Origin of the sequence: Sideroxydans lithotrophicus ES-1, from assembly GCF_000025705.1 — a bacterium.
Classification (GTDB): Bacteria; Pseudomonadota; Gammaproteobacteria; order Burkholderiales; family Gallionellaceae; genus Sideroxyarcus; species Sideroxyarcus lithotrophicus.
In genome coordinates this window covers 2,413,167-2,426,923 of the sequence record NC_013959.1, presented here as the reverse complement: position 1 = coordinate 2,426,923, position 13,757 = coordinate 2,413,167, and the positions used below count along the sequence as shown (strand labels likewise).

The following is a 13,757-nucleotide window of genomic DNA, read 5'->3' as shown; positions in this document are numbered from 1 at the left end:
TTTTTCGACGAGGCCAACATGAAAGTTTATTACGACAAAGACGCAGACCTGTCCCTGATCAAGGGCAAGCAAGTGACCATCATCGGCTACGGCTCGCAAGGCCATGCCCATGCGCAGAACCTGAAAGAATCGGGCGTCAACGTGACCGTTGCCCTGCGCAAGAACGGTGCTTCCTGGAAGAAGGCCGAAGGTGCCGGTTTGAAGGTCGCCGAAGTTGCCGCCGCGGTAAAAGGCGCCGACGTGGTGATGATGCTGTTGCCGGACGAGAATATCCCCGAAGTCTACAACACCGAAGTCGCTCCCAACATGAAGGCGGGTGCAGCTTTGGCATTCGCACACGGCTTCAACGTGCACTACAACCAGGTCGTGCCGCGCGCCGACGTGGACGTGATCATGATCGCCCCGAAAGGCCCGGGCCACACCGTGCGTTCCGAATATCTGAAGGGCGGCGGCGTGCCCACGCTGATCGCCGTGTACCAGGACAAGAGCGGCAAGGCCAAGGATATCGCGCTGTCCTACGCGGCTGCCAACGGCGGCACCAAGGGCGGCGTGATCGAGACCAATTTCCGCGAAGAGACCGAGACCGACCTGTTCGGCGAACAAGCCGTGCTGTGCGGTGGCGCAGTGGAACTGGTCAAGGCCGGTTTCGAGACCCTGACCGAAGCCGGTTATGCTCCGGAAATGGCCTACTTCGAGTGCCTGCACGAACTGAAGCTGATCGTCGACCTCATGTACGAAGGCGGCATCGCCAACATGAACTACTCCATCTCCAACAACGCGGAATATGGCGAGTACGTCACCGGTCAGCGCGTGATCGGCGACCAGGCCCGCGCCGCGATGAAGGAATGCCTGAACAACATCCAGAACGGTTCCTACGCCAAGCAGTTCATCCTGGAAGGCCGCACCAACTATCCGGAAATGACTGCGCGCCGCCGTTTGAATGCCGTACACCCGATCGAAGTGGTGGGCGGGCAGTTGCGCGCCATGATGCCCTGGATCGGCAAGAACAAGCTGGTCGATCAATCGAAGAACTAGGATTTGGGAATTGGGATTGAGGATTTGAGGGAACTCCTTCAAATCTTCAATCTTGCTGGCTAAATCCAAAATCCCAAATCCAGAATCCTATGAACAACTATCCACACCCTATCATCGCCCGCGAGGGCTGGCCGTTCCTGGCCATTTCCCTGGTGCTGGCCGTTGCTGCCACCGTCTGGTGCGCGACTTGGTCGATACCTTTGTGGATCATCTTTGTGTTCGTGCTGCAGTTCTTCCGCGACCCGGCACGCGAGATACCGCAGGAAACCGGGATCGTGCTGTCCCCGGCCGACGGGCGTGTCATCAAGGTGGAGCGGACGCAAGATCCATATGCCAAGCGCGATGCCATTCTGGTCAGCGTGTTCATGAATGTGTTCAACGTCCACTCCAATCGCAGTCCGGTCGATGGCAAAGTGGAAAAGATCGAATATTTCCCCGGCAAGTTCGTGAATGCCGACCTGGACAAGGCTTCCACCGAGAACGAGCGTAATGCGGTGGTGCTGACGACGACCGATGGCCAGACCGTGACTTTCGTGCAGGTGGCGGGCCTGATCGCGCGCCGTATCCTGTGCTACATCAAGGCGGGCGACGTGCTGTCGCGCGGCCAGCGTTACGGTTTCATCCGCTTCGGTTCGCGCGTCGATGTCTACTTGCCGCTGACGGCTACCGTCAAGGTGGCTATCGGTGATAAAGTGTCCGCCACCACCACTATCCTGGCAAAACTCTGAACATGACCGAACTGAACCAGCGCAAGCACATGGACTTACGTCGGCGCAGCATTTATCTGCTGCCCAACCTGTTCACCACTGCTGCGCTGTTCGCCGGGTTCTATGCCATCGTGCAGGCGATGAACGGCAAATTCGAATTCGCTGCCGTAGCCATCTTCATCGCCATGGTGCTGGATGGCCTGGACGGTCGTGTGGCGCGCCTGACGCACACGCAAAGCGAATTCGGTGCCGAATATGACAGCCTGTCCGACATGGTCTCGTTTGGCGTGGCACCATCCATCCTGATGTACGAATGGGCGTTCCGTGACTTGGGCAAGTGGGGATGGTTCGCTGCCTTCATTTATTGCGCCGGGGCGGCGTTGCGCCTGGCCCGCTTTAATACCAATATCGACGTGGTCGACAAGCGTTACTTCCAGGGACTGCCCAGTCCAGCAGCGGCAGCGCTGGTGGCGGGCTTTGTCTGGGTGATGCTGGACAACAGCTTCACCGGATTCGAGCTGCGCTGGTATGCCGCATTGCTGACCGTTTTCGCAGGCTTGAGCATGGTGAGTAACCTCAAATACTACAGCTTCAAATCGTTCAACATGCGCAAGAGCGTGCCGTTCATCGTCATTTTCCTGTTCGCGCTGTTCTTCATCTTCGTGGCGCAGAATCCGCCTTTGAACCTGTTCCTGCTGTTCTTCGGCTACTGCCTGTCCGGCTACGTCATGTGGCTGCTTGGTTTGCGCAAACCGAAGACTCCCCCGCCTTCACCCCAGCCCTGACTTTGCATGGCCTTTCGGCCAGGCCGTTAAAATACGCCAGCCAAGTCGATGGTTAGCTTTGCATAGCCATTCGACTAGGCTGTCAAAATACACCAGCCAAGTCGATGGTTAGCGCTGCCACAGCGTCTCGGCTTGTCCGGCTGAGCGATTCAGGACGCGGCACAGCACGAACAGCAGATCCGAAAGCCGGTTCAGATACTTCAGTCCCTCTTGCGGGGCTGTCTCGCTCTGTAGCTGATGGAACATGTCGCGTTCGGCGCGCCGTGCCACCGTGCGGGCGACATGGCATAGTGCTGCAGCGCGCGTACCGCCCGGCAGGATGAATTCCTTGAGCGGCGGCAGATCGGCGTTGTAGTGGGCAATGGCGGCATCCAGCCGGGCGAGCTTGGCAACATCGAACGGTGCGCCGGGCGAGGCAAGGGCGCCACCCAAGTCGAACAGGTCGTTCTGGATGCGCAATAACTCATCACGCACAGCTTCCGGCAGCGTTTCGGCGAGCAGCACGCCGAGATGGCTGTTGAGTTCATCCACGCTGCCGATGACGGCGATACGGGGGCAGTCCTTGGCGACGCGCGTACCATCTGCCAACCCGGTGCTGCCATCGTCGCCGGTTCTGGTCACGATCTTGCTCAAGCGCATTATTGCTTCTCCAGACATGAGATATAGACCGCTGCATCCGGGGCCGTCTTGTTGCGCTGCGCCTGCCAGATCATCTCGCCCAGGCAATCCATGATCGCATGCTGCGCTTCATGTTCAGATTCGTATTTCCGGGTCAGGCGCACGAACTGCTCGCGGATGCCCTGCGGCTGGCCGATGGATATCTGCTCCTCGATGGTCAGGTGCATCATCAGGTGCAGGAAGGGATTCACCACGTTGCCATCCGGGGCGTAATCCTTGTCCTGATTGCGTTCCGGATCGTCGAACAAGGTGTGATATTCGGGATGCTTGTCGATCAGCTGGGCAGTGAGGTCTTCCAGCGGAGTGAGCAGTTCCCCTGTGCGGCGTTTGCGCCAGGATTCGAACAGAAAGAGTCTCGCCTCGTCGCGGCTCGGGTTGAACATCAGAACACCTTCTCTTTATATTCGCACAAACTTTCGATGATGCATGCGCCGCATTTCGGTTTGCGCGCCTGGCATACATAGCGGCCGTGCAGGATCAGCCAATGGTGGGCGTCGAGTTTGAATTCATCCGGCACGAACTTCAACAGTTTCTTTTCGACCTCGGTCACGTCCTTGCCGGGCGCCAGGCCGGTGCGGTTGCTGACGCGGAAGATGTGAGTATCCACAGCGATGGTCGGCTGGCCGAAGGCGGTGTTGAGGATCACGTTGGCGGTCTTGCGGCCCACGCCGGGCAGGGCTTCCAGTGCTGCCCGCGTTTGCGGCACCTGACCATCGTGCTGTTCCAGCAGGATGCGGCACATCTGGATGATGTGCTTGCTCTTGGTCTGGTAGAGGCCGATGCGCTGCACATATTCGCGCAGCTCGACCTCGCCCAGATCGAGGAACTTTTGCGGGGTGTTGGCGACGGGAAAGAGTTCGCGCGTGGCGATATTGACGCTCTTGTCGGTGGCTTGCGCCGACAGGATCACTGCCACCAGCAACTCGAACGGCGAGGCGTGTTCCAGTTCGGTGGTGGGGTGGGGGTTCGCGGCTTGAAGGCGCAGGAATATCTCGCGGCGTTTTGCGGGATTCATCGTCCGTTCAATGCATCGCTGGCGAGCAGCCGCCGTCAACCGGTGCGGGCACAGCGGTCGGGCCCTGACGTTTTTGCGCCGCACGCAAGTTCAGCCAGTTGCGCCCGGCGATCAGCAGGCCGAGGCCGATGAAAGCGCCTGGCGGCAGGATGGCGATAAGGAAGCCTTTGTAATTCGGGATGATGTGCAGCACCCAGTCCTTGGCTACATCGCCCAGCGCCAGATCGATGCCGGAGAACAACGTACCTTTGCCCAGTAGTTCGCGCATGGCGCCCAGCACACCCAGCACGGCGGTCAGGCCCAGTCCCATGGCAAAACCGTCCAATGCGGAAGAAAGCGCATTATTTTTCGATGCAAACGCCTCCACCCGTGCCAGCACGATGCAGTTGGTGACGATGAGGGGGATGAATATCCCGAGGACGACATAAAGGCCATACATGTAGGCATTCATCAGGTATTGCACCACGGTGACCAGCACTGCGATGATGAGAATGAACACCGGGATGCGGATCTCGTTCGGCACATAGCTGCGAATCGGCGCAATGGAAGCACCGCTCAGCGCCATCACCAGCGATGTTGCAAGGCCGAGACTCACCCCGTTCACCACGGTGCTGCTGACTGCCAGCAGCGGGCACAGGCCGAGCAATTGCACCACGCCGGGATTCTGCTTCCACAGGCCGTTATGTACAATGTCTTTGTATTCCTGAAGGTTCATTTCGATTTCTCCTTCCTTGCTTCATCCGGCGCAAATAGCTGGTCGCGATTCTCGCCGAAATAGACCAGTGCCTTGTGCACGGCTTTGACTACCGCGCGCGGGGTGATGGTCGCCCCCGCCATGTAATCGAATTTGCCGCCGTCTTTCTTCACTTTCCAGTCAGCGTCTTTATACACCTCGCGCGATTTTCCGTCGAACCCCTTGATCCACGGGCTCTTCGGCAGCTCGATATAGTCGCCCAGTCCCGGTGTCTCCTTGTGTGCGACCACGCGCACGCCGGCCAGTTCGCCACTGGCTTTCACGGCGAGGATCAGCGATATCTTGCCGCCATAGCCGTCCGGCGCGATCGCGCTCAGCACCACGGCAGATGGCTCACCCTTGAGACGGGCGCGGTAAGCGGTAGTGACTTCATCGGTACCCAGCAGATCGCTGGCAGGGATGCTCAAGGTGTCCTGGATGATGTCATTGTCGAACAACGCCGGAGGTACGATCTGCATGATGAGCTTCAGTTTCTCGGCTTCTTCGCTTTTCACGATCTTGTCATGCGTCATGAAAAAGACCGAGGCCAGTATTGCGGTGCCGATAACGGCGAAGAACACCAGGTTGATGGCGGTCTGCAGGGTGGAGCGTGCGATGCGTTTCATTTGCCGCCACCTTTCTTGCCGAACACCTTGGGCTGCGTCCATGCGTCGATCAGCGGCACGCAGATGTTCATCAGCAAGGTGGCGAAGGCTATGCCGTCGGGGAAGCCGCCAAAAGCCCGGATCAGATAGGTCAGCAAGCCGGCGCCAAAAGCGAAGTACAGCTTGCCCTTGGTGGTGGTCGGCGAAGTGACTGGGTCGGTAAGAATGAAGAACGCTCCCAGCATCGCGGCACCCGAGAACCAGTGGAACAGCGGCGTGACGTAATGCGCCGGATCGAGCAGGTGGAAAATGCCTGCGGTGGCGAACAGGGTGGCCAGGAACGCCACTGGCAGGTGCCAGGAGATGATGCGGGTGAGCAGCAGATAGATGCCGCCGATGGCGAATCCGATAGACACCATCTCGCTGCCTTTACCGGCAAGGCGCCCATAGATCGGCATGTCGCGTATGTTATCTACCGACAGTCCGAGATGCAGCTGCGTCTTCAGCGTATCCAGCGGCGTCGCCATGGTCACGGCGTCCAGCGACAGTCCTTTTGGCAACACGCTGTTGAAGATGTAGTCCAATTGTTCGCCGAAGGTCAGTTCGGTGCCTGCCAGGGCGTGCGGCGTGAGCCAATGCGTCATATGTGCCGGGAAGGAGATGATGAGCACGGCATAGCCGATCATCGCCGGGTTGAACGGGTTGTTGCCCAGGCCGCCGTACAGGTGCTTGGATACGGCGATGGCGAAGGCGGTGCCGACCACCACCAGCCACCAGGGCGCAAGCGGGGGAATGGAAAGCGCCAGCAACCAGGCGGTGAGCAAGGCGCTGTTGTCGGTCAGGAAAGGCTTGAGCGGGCGCTGGCGCAGCTTGAGCATCGCCGCCTCGGTCGCCAGCGCCGTGGCCGAAGCCAGTACGATCGAGACCAGGATTGCCGGGCCGAAATACCAGACATACAGCGCGATGCCAGGGATCAGTGCGAGCAGTACGCGCAGCATGATCTGGCTGACGCTGCTGGGCTGGGTGATGAAAGGTGAGCTCCACATGGTCGTTATCTATCCTTGATTGGATTTAGGCGGTTCATCGTCCGCTCCGGCATGGGCTGCCATCTCGCGTATGTTGGCCCGGCGCGCTTCGATCGCGGCGATCTCGGCTTGCTGTTCGGGAGTCAGCGTATCGGTGTTCTTCGGCTGTGCGACGGCGGCCTGCTCCTTGGCGCGGGCAACGGCAGCATCGATGCGCATCTGCAAGGTATCGTCGGGGTCGGTGGCCGCCTTGGCGACCGCCGCCGGTTCCGGTGTCGGCGCAGGGGCTGCAGTCTTTGCCGCGAGTGCTGCCTTTTCTTTTTGCGCCAGGCGCTCCGCTTTTTCCTGTTTCTCGCGCTCGATGCGCGTCAGCCTGAATTCGTGGCGCTCGCGTGCCAGTTCGGCAGCCTGGGCCTCGCGTTCGCGCTGCCAGATCTCGCTCTTGGCGAAGCGGTAATACTGGACCAGCGGGATCTGGCTGGGGCAGACATAGGCGCAGGCGCCGCATTCGATGCAGTCGAACAGATGGTATTCCTGCGCCTTGCCGAAGTCCTTGGCCTTGGCGAACCAGTACAGGTCCTGCGGTTGCAGCTCGGCCGGGCAGACATCGGCGCAACGCGTGCAGCGGATGCAGGGCAGCGCGGGTGGAGGCGGCGGGAACAGCCTGGACGAGGCCTCGATGATGCAGTTGGTCGCCTTGGTCACGCCGACAGAACCCGAGGGCAGGTCCACACCCATCATCGGGCCTCCCATGATGTGACGTTCGGTATCAGGCTTGCTGCCGGCCTGTGCGACCAGTTCGTCCACTGGTGTGCCGAGCAGCACCTCGAAATTCTGCGCATGTTCCACGTTGCCGGTCACGGTGACGATGCGCGACAGCAGCGGTTCACCGTACGTGATCGCACGCCAGACACAGTAGGCCGTGGCGACGTTGAAGCACTGCACCCCCATTTCGGTGGAACGCACGCCAGCGGCGACTTCGATGCCGGTCAGCACGCGGATCAGCTGCTTGGCGCCGCCGCCCGGATACAGCGTGGGGACGGCGATCACCTCCATGTGTGCATGCTTGTCGCCGAGCACGGCCTGTTGCATCGCGGCGATGGCTTCCGGCTTGTTGTCCTCGATGCCGATCAGCACCTCTTCCGCATAGAGCAGTTCGCGCAACACCTCCGCGCCGCGCAGGATGTCGCCGGCACGTTCGCGCATCAGCATGTCGTCGCAGGTGATGTAAGGCTCGCACTCGGCGCCGTTGAGTACCAGCGTCCTGATCTTGTGCTTGTGCGAATACGATTTCATGTCGCTGGGGAACACCGCCCCACCCAAGCCGACGACGCCGGCCTGGCGCAGCATATGGCGCAGGTCGGTGTGTGCGACCTGCTTGTAGTCCACTCCGCTGTGCGGTATCCATTCTTCCTTGCCGTCCGGGACGAGAGTGACGCACAGGTCGGGCAGGCCGGACTGGTGGGCGACCAGTTGCATGTCGATGGCGCTCACCGTCCCCGATGTCGAGGCATGTACCGCACTGGAAAGGCGTCCTTCCGGGCGCCCTATGATCTGCCCCTTGAGCACGCGCTCGCCGACCTGAACCACCGGTACTGCGCGGTTGCCTACATGCTGGTGCAGGGAGATGACCAGTTTGGACGGGAGGGCGGCCTGCGCGATGGGGCTGCCGGTCGATTCTGCCTTATGCGTGGGCGGGTGTATGCCGCCATGGAATTTGAACAACGGTCTCATCGTGCGGCGACCTCTACGATGGGAATGGTCGGGTATTGCCACTTCCAGTTGGAGATGTCTTCGCCGATGGGCAGCATGCTGATGCAATCCACCGGGCAGGGCGCGATGCACAACTCGCAGCCGGTGCATTCGGAGGCGATGATGGTGTGCATCTGTTTCGCCGCGCCGACGATCGCATCCACCGGGCAGGCTTGCAGGCACAAGGTGCAGCCGATGCAAGTCTGTTCGTCGATGAACGCGACGGCTTTGCCCTTGGGAGCGACTCCTTCGCCGAACGGCACGTATTCCACACCGAGCAGGTCGGCCAGTTTGCGTATGCCTTCCTCCCCGCCCGGCGGGCATTTGTTGATGCCGGCTTCGCCTTTGGCGATCGCTTCGGCATACGGCTTGCAGCCGGGGTAGCCGCATTGGCCGCATTGCGTCTGCGGCAGCACGGCGTCGATCTTTTCCACCAACGGATTTCCCTCGACCTTGAACTTGATCGCGGAATAGCCCAATACCGCGCCAAGCAGCAATGAGATGCCGACCATCACCCAGAGTGCAGAGATCATTTCACCAGGCCCGAGAACCCCATGAATGACAAGCTCATTAATCCGGCAGTGACCATGGCGATGGCCGAGCCCTTGAATATCCCGGGCACGTCGGCGCCTTCCAGGCGTTCGCGGATGCCGGCGAACAGGATCATCACCAGCGTGAAACCGACCGCACCGCCGAAGCCGAACAGCAACGACTGCATGAAATCATGCTTGGCCTGCACGTTGAGCAGGGGGATGCCAAGCACCGCGCAGTTGGTGGTGATCAACGGCAGGTAGATACCGAGGATCTGATACAGCTCGGGGCTGGTCTTCTTGATCGCCATCTCGGTGAATTGCACGATGCCGGCGATGACCACGATGAACGACAGCGTGGTGAGGTAAGCGAGATCGGGGCCGAGCAGGTAATGCTGGATCAGATAGCTGGCACCGGAACCCAGCGTCAGCACGAAGGTCGTGGCCGCACCCATGCCGATGGCGGCTTCCAGTTTCTTGGACACACCCATGAACGGGCACAATCCGAGGATCTTCACCATCACGATGTTGTTCACCAGCACCGTACTGACGAGGATGAGTAAATAGTCGGTCATACAACCTGCACTCCTAGAGGGAATGCGATTATCCGCCGAATCAGGTACTGCTTCAACCGTCGTCGGGCTATATCGATATAACTGCTTCTTCTCAGCACCGTTACAGCATGACCTTGGTGCCGAGTTCAACCACCTGGTTGGCCGGCAGGTTGAAGAAGCTGGCGGCGCCCTCCGATTGGCGCGTCATCCATGAGAACAGCGCGCAGCGCCAGGCCGACATGCCGCCGGGGCCGTCCACGACGTTGGAGCGGGCGATGAAAAAGGTCGTGTTCATCGGCTCGAGTTCTATGCCGTGTGCAGGCAGCCCTTCCAGCGCAGAGGGGATATCGGCTTCCTGGCGGAAACCGAAGTGGACTGCGATATCGTACATGCCGGCTGCGAGCTGGGTCACTTTCAACCGATGTTTCAGTTCAATGTATGGCACGTCTTCGGTCACCACATGCAGGAACAGCGTCTGCTCATGCAGCACCTTGAAGTGCTTGAGGTTATGGAACAGCGCGCTGGGCACGAAGGTCGGATCGGCCGTCAGGTAGATCGCCGTGCCCGGCACGCGCGGAACTTCTGGTTGCGTCCCGGTGATGAACATCGACATCGGGATGTCGAGCTTGCGCCGTTGTTCCGCGATCAGCGTGCTGCCGCGTTTCCAGGTCGACAGCAGCAGGAATAGGAACAGGCCGAGCACCAGCGGCATCCAGCCCCCGCTGGCGACCTTGGTCAGATTGGAACTGAAGAACATCAGTTCCAGCAGCACGAATATCAGCAATGCCGGCAACATCAGTATGCGTGCACGTCCCGGCATCATCAATGCGATGGAGATGGTCAGCAGGGTAGTGATGATCATGGTGCCGGAGACCGCGATGCCATACGCGGATGCCAGGGCACTGGAGGAACCGAACTGAAACACCAGCACGATGACGCCGACCATCATCATCCAGTTCACCGCGGGGATGTATATCTGGCCACGCTGCGAGTCGGAGGTATGCTGTATGAACAGGCGCGGCAGATAGCCCATGCGCATGGCCTGCAGCGTCATCGAATAGGCGCCGGAAATGGTGGCTTGCGATGCGATCACCGTGGCCGCGGTGGCCAGCGCGACCAGCGGCAGCAGGAACCAGTCGGGAGACAGCAGGTAGAACGGATTCTGGATCGCCTCTGCCGAGCGCAATACCAGCGCTCCTTGCCCGAAATAGTTGATCAGCAGCGCCGGACAGACCAGCCCGTACCAGGCCAGCCGCACCGGCCTGGCCCCGAAATGCCCCATGTCGGCGTAAAGCGCTTCACCGCCGGTGAGTGCCAGGAACACCGCAGACAGCAGCAAAAACATGGCTGCGGGATGCGTCAGTGCGAAGTCGATGGCATACACGGGATTGATGGCATTCAATACGGAGGGCGTTTGCGCGATGCTGAGCGCACCCAGCACGGCCAGGGCAGTGAACCAGAGCAGCGTGATCGGGCCGAACAGTTTGCCCATGCTGCCGGTGCCATGTCGCTGGATGAAGAACAGACCGGCGAGGATGCCTACGGTGATCGGGATGATGAACTTCTCGAAGGCCGGGGTGGCAACGCTGAGACCTTCGACGGCGGAAAGGACGGAGATCGCCGGCGTGATGAGTGCATCGCCGTAGAACAGGGCTGCGGCGAAGATGCCGGCTGTGACGATCATCAGCTTCAGGCGGCCTTCGCCCTTGGCCGAGCGGTTCGCCAGTGCGGTCAAGGCCAGTACGCCGCCTTCGCCGTCGTTGTCGAACTTGAGCATGATCCACACGTATTTGCAGGAGATGATCAGCATCATCGCCCAGAACATCGAGGATAACGTCGCCAGCACGTTAAATTCGGTGACCGCAAGCGCATGCGTGCCGGAGAATGCCTCTTTGAATGCGTATAAAGGGCTGGTGCCGATGTCTCCATACACCACGCCGAGCGCGGCCAGTGCCAGTGCGCCGGTGCCGGCTTTGTGTTGCTGACTCATGATGCGCTCTCCTTCAAGGCTGGAATCGGTAACCGATCCCGGTTTCAGTCAAAAAATGTTCAGGCTGCGCCGGATCGTCTTCCAGCTTCTGCCTCAGGTGGCTCACATAGATGCGCAGGTAATGGTTGCTCTCGACAAAGGCGTTGCCCCACACCGTGCGCAGCAGGTGGCGGTAGGTCAACACCTTGCCGGGAGCCGCCAGCATGGCGCACAGCAGGGTGTATTCGATGGGGGTGAGACGCACGGCTGCGCCTTTGCGCGTGACGTTGCGCTGCGCGAGATCGACCTCTATGTCGCCGAAGCGGAATTGGGTCTCGACAGTCGCGCCTTCCTGTGGTGCGCGACGCAGCTGAGCGCGCACCCGCGCCAGCAGCTCGCCGGTGGAATAGGGTTTGGTCAGGTAATCGTCGGCACCAGCATCCAGCGCGCGTATCTTCTCGCCTTCCGCCGAGCGTGCCGAGAGTACCAGCACCGGCAGCGCGAACTGCGTGCGCAGCTCGCGGATGAAGGCGATGCCGTCGCCGTCGGGCAGGCCGAGGTCGAGGATGAGCAGTTGAATGTTGTCGGCGTGCAGTTGCGACAACCCCTCCTTCAGTGTGCCGCACTCCAGCACGCGGTAGCCTTCTTCCTCCAGCGCGGCACGCACCAGACGGCGTATCTGCGCCTCGTCCTCGATCAGCAGGATGGCGGGTTCACTCATGTTCAAACTCCAGCTCGATCACGGGCGGCTCGCCCAGCGGCAAGGTGAAGGTCACGCAGGCGCCGTTGTCGTTGTCGGCATGGATGCAGCCGCCGTGTGCGGTCACGATGCTGCGACAGATGGCGAGACCCAGTCCCACACCGGGCACGTTCGATTCGGCATCGCCGCGCTCGAACAGCTCGAACAGGTCCTCCAGCCGGTCGGGCGGGAATTGCGAACCGTCGTTGCATACCGAGATGCAGGCCAGCTTTTTGTCGACCTTTGCCGCGATGCGGATGGGCGAGCCGGGCAGAGCATACTTGGCGGCGTTCTCCAGCAGGTTGCACAGCACACGCTCCATCAACACCGCATCGAAGCGCAGCAGCGGCATGTCGGGCGGCAGTATCACATTCACCGGATGGCGCGCCAGCGCCGGGCCGAGCAGCTTGATGCTCGCACCGATCACTTCCTCCACCGGTTGCCACTCCATATTGAGCTTGATATCGCCCGCGCGCAGCTTGGCCATGTCCAGCAGGTTGGACACCATGCTGTTCAGGCGCAGGGTCTGCTGGCGCATCGCATCCGCCATCTCGTGCAGCGCATCCGGCAATGCCGATTGCGCCAGCGTATCGGCCATGCCGTACAGCACGGTGAGCGGCGTGCGGATGTCGTGCGACAGCGCGGAGAGGATGCTGCTGCGCAGGCGTTCGTCGGTCATCTGCAACTGTGCGCGCTGCGCCACCTCGACGAAATGCAGGCGCTCTACCGACGCGGCGAGCAGGGCGGCGATGGCCTCGAATAGCGGGCGTCGTTCATTGCTCAGCAACTCGGTGCCGGAAGCGGAGAGTGCCAGTACGCCGCGAATGTAGGTCGAGCCGTGCAGCGGCAGGAACAGCCACTGCCCAGGTTCGTCCAGCGTGGCCTGCATTGCGCCCTGGTGCAGCGCACTCTGTGCCGCGTAATAGGGTTTGCCGCTCAGCGGCTGTTGTTCCTGCGCCACGGGCAGCGCATCCTCACCGTGGCGCATCAGCAGCAGGCCGTGGCAGGCTTGCGTCTCCCGCAAAAAACGGCGGGTCAGTTCATCCACCTGTTCCAGCGTCAATGCACCCGCCAACTGGCTGGCGAGCTGGTACAGCGCGCGCGACTGCCGTTCGCGTTCCAGCGCAGCCTCCTTTTCGCGTTGCAGGCCCAACGTCAGGTTGCCGATGATGAGTGCCACCGCCAGCATCACAGCCACCGTCACGATGTGCTGCGCATCGCCGATGGTGAAGGTGAAGTGCGGATAGATGAAAAAGAAATCGAGCAGCGCCGAGCCGAGCAGCGCTGCTGCGATCGCTGCCCCCTTGCCCGCGCGCGCCGCCACCAAGGCCACCGCCAGCACATACAGCATCGCCGTATTCGCCGGATCGAGCAGGCCGCGCCAGGGCCATGCCAACAATGTGGCGATGCCGCAGGCGGCAACGGCCCACAGCATGCGTCCAAACAGGCTGCGCGGAGTTGCGGCGAGAACAGAGAAGTATTTCATGCGGCTGGATTATTCCAGCGCGGGGGTAAAAAAGGTGTAAAAACGAGAGCGCTGGCAGGGTAAAACCGTGTGGGTACAGAGAATCGGGGGCGAGGCTACCCGCATTTTTTCACCGGAAAGTCAGAAGGGCCCTGGCTCAAGCCC

15 protein-coding genes are annotated in these 13,757 nt (G+C 60.8%); 3 read left to right on the top strand and 12 right to left on the bottom strand.

Annotated elements, in window-relative coordinates:
- Window positions 1-18 precede the first annotated feature (18 nt).
- The 3 genes from ilvC (at window position 19) to pssA (ending at window position 2,527) form a co-directional block, all read left to right on the top strand.
- Complete coding sequence (gene ilvC / locus SLIT_RS12010) at window positions 19-1,035, top strand: ketol-acid reductoisomerase (protein WP_013030526.1); 1,017 nt, start codon at window positions 19-21, stop codon at window positions 1,033-1,035.
- 89 nt (window positions 1,036-1,124) lie between these two features.
- Window positions 1,125-1,763, top strand: coding sequence for a phosphatidylserine decarboxylase (locus tag SLIT_RS12005; RefSeq protein WP_013030525.1), 639 nt, complete (start codon window positions 1,125-1,127; stop codon window positions 1,761-1,763).
- 2 nt (window positions 1,764-1,765) lie between these two features.
- Window positions 1,766-2,527, top strand: a complete 762-nt coding sequence (pssA, locus tag SLIT_RS12000) for a CDP-diacylglycerol--serine O-phosphatidyltransferase (RefSeq protein ID WP_013030524.1) — start codon at window positions 1,766-1,768, stop codon at window positions 2,525-2,527.
- Between the two features lie 108 nt (window positions 2,528-2,635).
- Here the strand turns inward: pssA and SLIT_RS11995 are convergent, their stop codons facing one another.
- From SLIT_RS11995 to SLIT_RS11940, 12 genes are all read right to left on the bottom strand, one after another.
- A complete protein-coding gene (locus tag SLIT_RS11995) occupies window positions 2,636-3,166 on the bottom strand; it encodes a cob(I)yrinic acid a,c-diamide adenosyltransferase (protein ID WP_013030523.1) in 531 nt (176 codons plus the stop codon).
- Window positions 3,166-3,588, bottom strand: a complete 423-nt coding sequence (locus tag SLIT_RS11990) for a DUF1841 family protein (protein WP_013030522.1) — start codon at window positions 3,586-3,588, stop codon at window positions 3,166-3,168. The genes SLIT_RS11995 and SLIT_RS11990 overlap by 1 nt, the downstream gene beginning before the upstream one ends.
- Window positions 3,588-4,220 (bottom strand): endonuclease III, encoded by a 633-nt coding sequence (gene nth / locus SLIT_RS11985; RefSeq protein ID WP_013030521.1) that lies wholly within the window; start codon window positions 4,218-4,220, stop codon window positions 3,588-3,590. Before nth ends, SLIT_RS11990 begins: the two co-directional genes overlap by 1 nt.
- 7 nt (window positions 4,221-4,227) lie before the next feature.
- Window positions 4,228-4,935, bottom strand: a complete 708-nt coding sequence (locus SLIT_RS11980) for an electron transport complex subunit E (RefSeq protein WP_013030520.1) — start codon at window positions 4,933-4,935, stop codon at window positions 4,228-4,230.
- Window positions 4,932-5,579 carry an electron transport complex subunit RsxG gene (gene rsxG, locus SLIT_RS11975; protein WP_013030519.1) on the bottom strand — a complete coding sequence of 216 codons (648 nt, stop codon included), beginning with the start codon at window positions 5,577-5,579 and terminating at the stop codon, window positions 4,932-4,934. Before rsxG ends, SLIT_RS11980 begins: the two co-directional genes overlap by 4 nt.
- On the bottom strand, window positions 5,576-6,604 hold the full coding sequence (gene rsxD, locus SLIT_RS11970) for an electron transport complex subunit RsxD (RefSeq protein ID WP_013030518.1): 1,029 nt from the start codon (window positions 6,602-6,604) through the stop codon (window positions 5,576-5,578). Before rsxD ends, rsxG begins: the two co-directional genes overlap by 4 nt.
- 9 nt (window positions 6,605-6,613) lie before the next feature.
- A complete protein-coding gene (rsxC, locus tag SLIT_RS11965) occupies window positions 6,614-8,317 on the bottom strand; it encodes an electron transport complex subunit RsxC (protein WP_013030517.1) in 1,704 nt (567 codons plus the stop codon).
- Complete coding sequence (rsxB, locus tag SLIT_RS11960; RefSeq protein ID WP_013030516.1) at window positions 8,314-8,868, bottom strand: electron transport complex subunit RsxB; 555 nt, start codon at window positions 8,866-8,868, stop codon at window positions 8,314-8,316. Before rsxB ends, rsxC begins: the two co-directional genes overlap by 4 nt.
- On the bottom strand, window positions 8,865-9,440 hold the full coding sequence (gene rsxA, locus SLIT_RS11955; RefSeq protein WP_013030515.1) for an electron transport complex subunit RsxA: 576 nt from the start codon (window positions 9,438-9,440) through the stop codon (window positions 8,865-8,867). The genes rsxB and rsxA overlap by 4 nt, the downstream gene beginning before the upstream one ends.
- Window positions 9,441-9,540: 100 nt before the next feature.
- Entirely contained in the window at window positions 9,541-11,409 is a 1,869-nt protein-coding gene (locus SLIT_RS11950; RefSeq protein WP_013030514.1) for a potassium transporter Kup, read from the bottom strand.
- Window positions 11,410-11,422: 13 nt separating this feature from the next.
- Window positions 11,423-12,109 carry a response regulator gene (locus tag SLIT_RS11945; protein ID WP_013030513.1) on the bottom strand — a complete coding sequence of 229 codons (687 nt, stop codon included), beginning with the start codon at window positions 12,107-12,109 and terminating at the stop codon, window positions 11,423-11,425.
- The gene (locus SLIT_RS11940) at window positions 12,102-13,613 is read right to left on the bottom strand and encodes a DUF4118 domain-containing protein (RefSeq protein WP_013030512.1); all 1,512 of its coding nucleotides are present in this window, start codon (window positions 13,611-13,613) and stop codon (window positions 12,102-12,104) included. Before SLIT_RS11940 ends, SLIT_RS11945 begins: the two co-directional genes overlap by 8 nt.
- Window positions 13,614-13,757 lie beyond the last annotated feature (144 nt).

Excerpts from the sequence above, each read along its gene's own strand:
- rsxD (WP_013030518.1), bottom strand. The coding sequence starts at position 6,604 with ATGTGGAGCTCACCTTTCATCACCCAGCCCAGCAGCGTCAGCCAGATC.
- nth (WP_013030521.1), bottom strand. The coding sequence starts at position 4,220 with ATGAATCCCGCAAAACGCCGCGAGATATTCCTGCGCCTTCAAGCCGCG.
- rsxG (WP_013030519.1), bottom strand. The coding sequence starts at position 5,579 with ATGAAACGCATCGCACGCTCCACCCTGCAGACCGCCATCAACCTGGTG.
- SLIT_RS12005 (WP_013030525.1), top strand. The coding sequence starts at position 1,125 with ATGAACAACTATCCACACCCTATCATCGCCCGCGAGGGCTGGCCGTTC.
- SLIT_RS11945 (WP_013030513.1), bottom strand. The coding sequence starts at position 12,109 with ATGAGTGAACCCGCCATCCTGCTGATCGAGGACGAGGCGCAGATACGC.
- SLIT_RS11940 (WP_013030512.1), bottom strand. The coding sequence starts at position 13,613 with ATGAAATACTTCTCTGTTCTCGCCGCAACTCCGCGCAGCCTGTTTGGA.
- rsxB (WP_013030516.1), bottom strand. The coding sequence starts at position 8,868 with ATGATCTCTGCACTCTGGGTGATGGTCGGCATCTCATTGCTGCTTGGC.
- pssA (WP_013030524.1), top strand. The coding sequence starts at position 1,766 with ATGACCGAACTGAACCAGCGCAAGCACATGGACTTACGTCGGCGCAGC.
- SLIT_RS11950 (WP_013030514.1), bottom strand. The coding sequence starts at position 11,409 with ATGAGTCAGCAACACAAAGCCGGCACCGGCGCACTGGCACTGGCCGCG.
- SLIT_RS11990 (WP_013030522.1), bottom strand. The coding sequence starts at position 3,588 with ATGTTCAACCCGAGCCGCGACGAGGCGAGACTCTTTCTGTTCGAATCC.
- rsxC (WP_013030517.1), bottom strand. The coding sequence starts at position 8,317 with ATGAGACCGTTGTTCAAATTCCATGGCGGCATACACCCGCCCACGCAT.
- SLIT_RS11980 (WP_013030520.1), bottom strand. The coding sequence starts at position 4,935 with ATGAACCTTCAGGAATACAAAGACATTGTACATAACGGCCTGTGGAAG.
- SLIT_RS11995 (WP_013030523.1), bottom strand. The coding sequence starts at position 3,166 with ATGCGCTTGAGCAAGATCGTGACCAGAACCGGCGACGATGGCAGCACC.
- rsxA (WP_013030515.1), bottom strand. The coding sequence starts at position 9,440 with ATGACCGACTATTTACTCATCCTCGTCAGTACGGTGCTGGTGAACAAC.
- ilvC (WP_013030526.1), top strand. The coding sequence starts at position 19 with ATGAAAGTTTATTACGACAAAGACGCAGACCTGTCCCTGATCAAGGGC.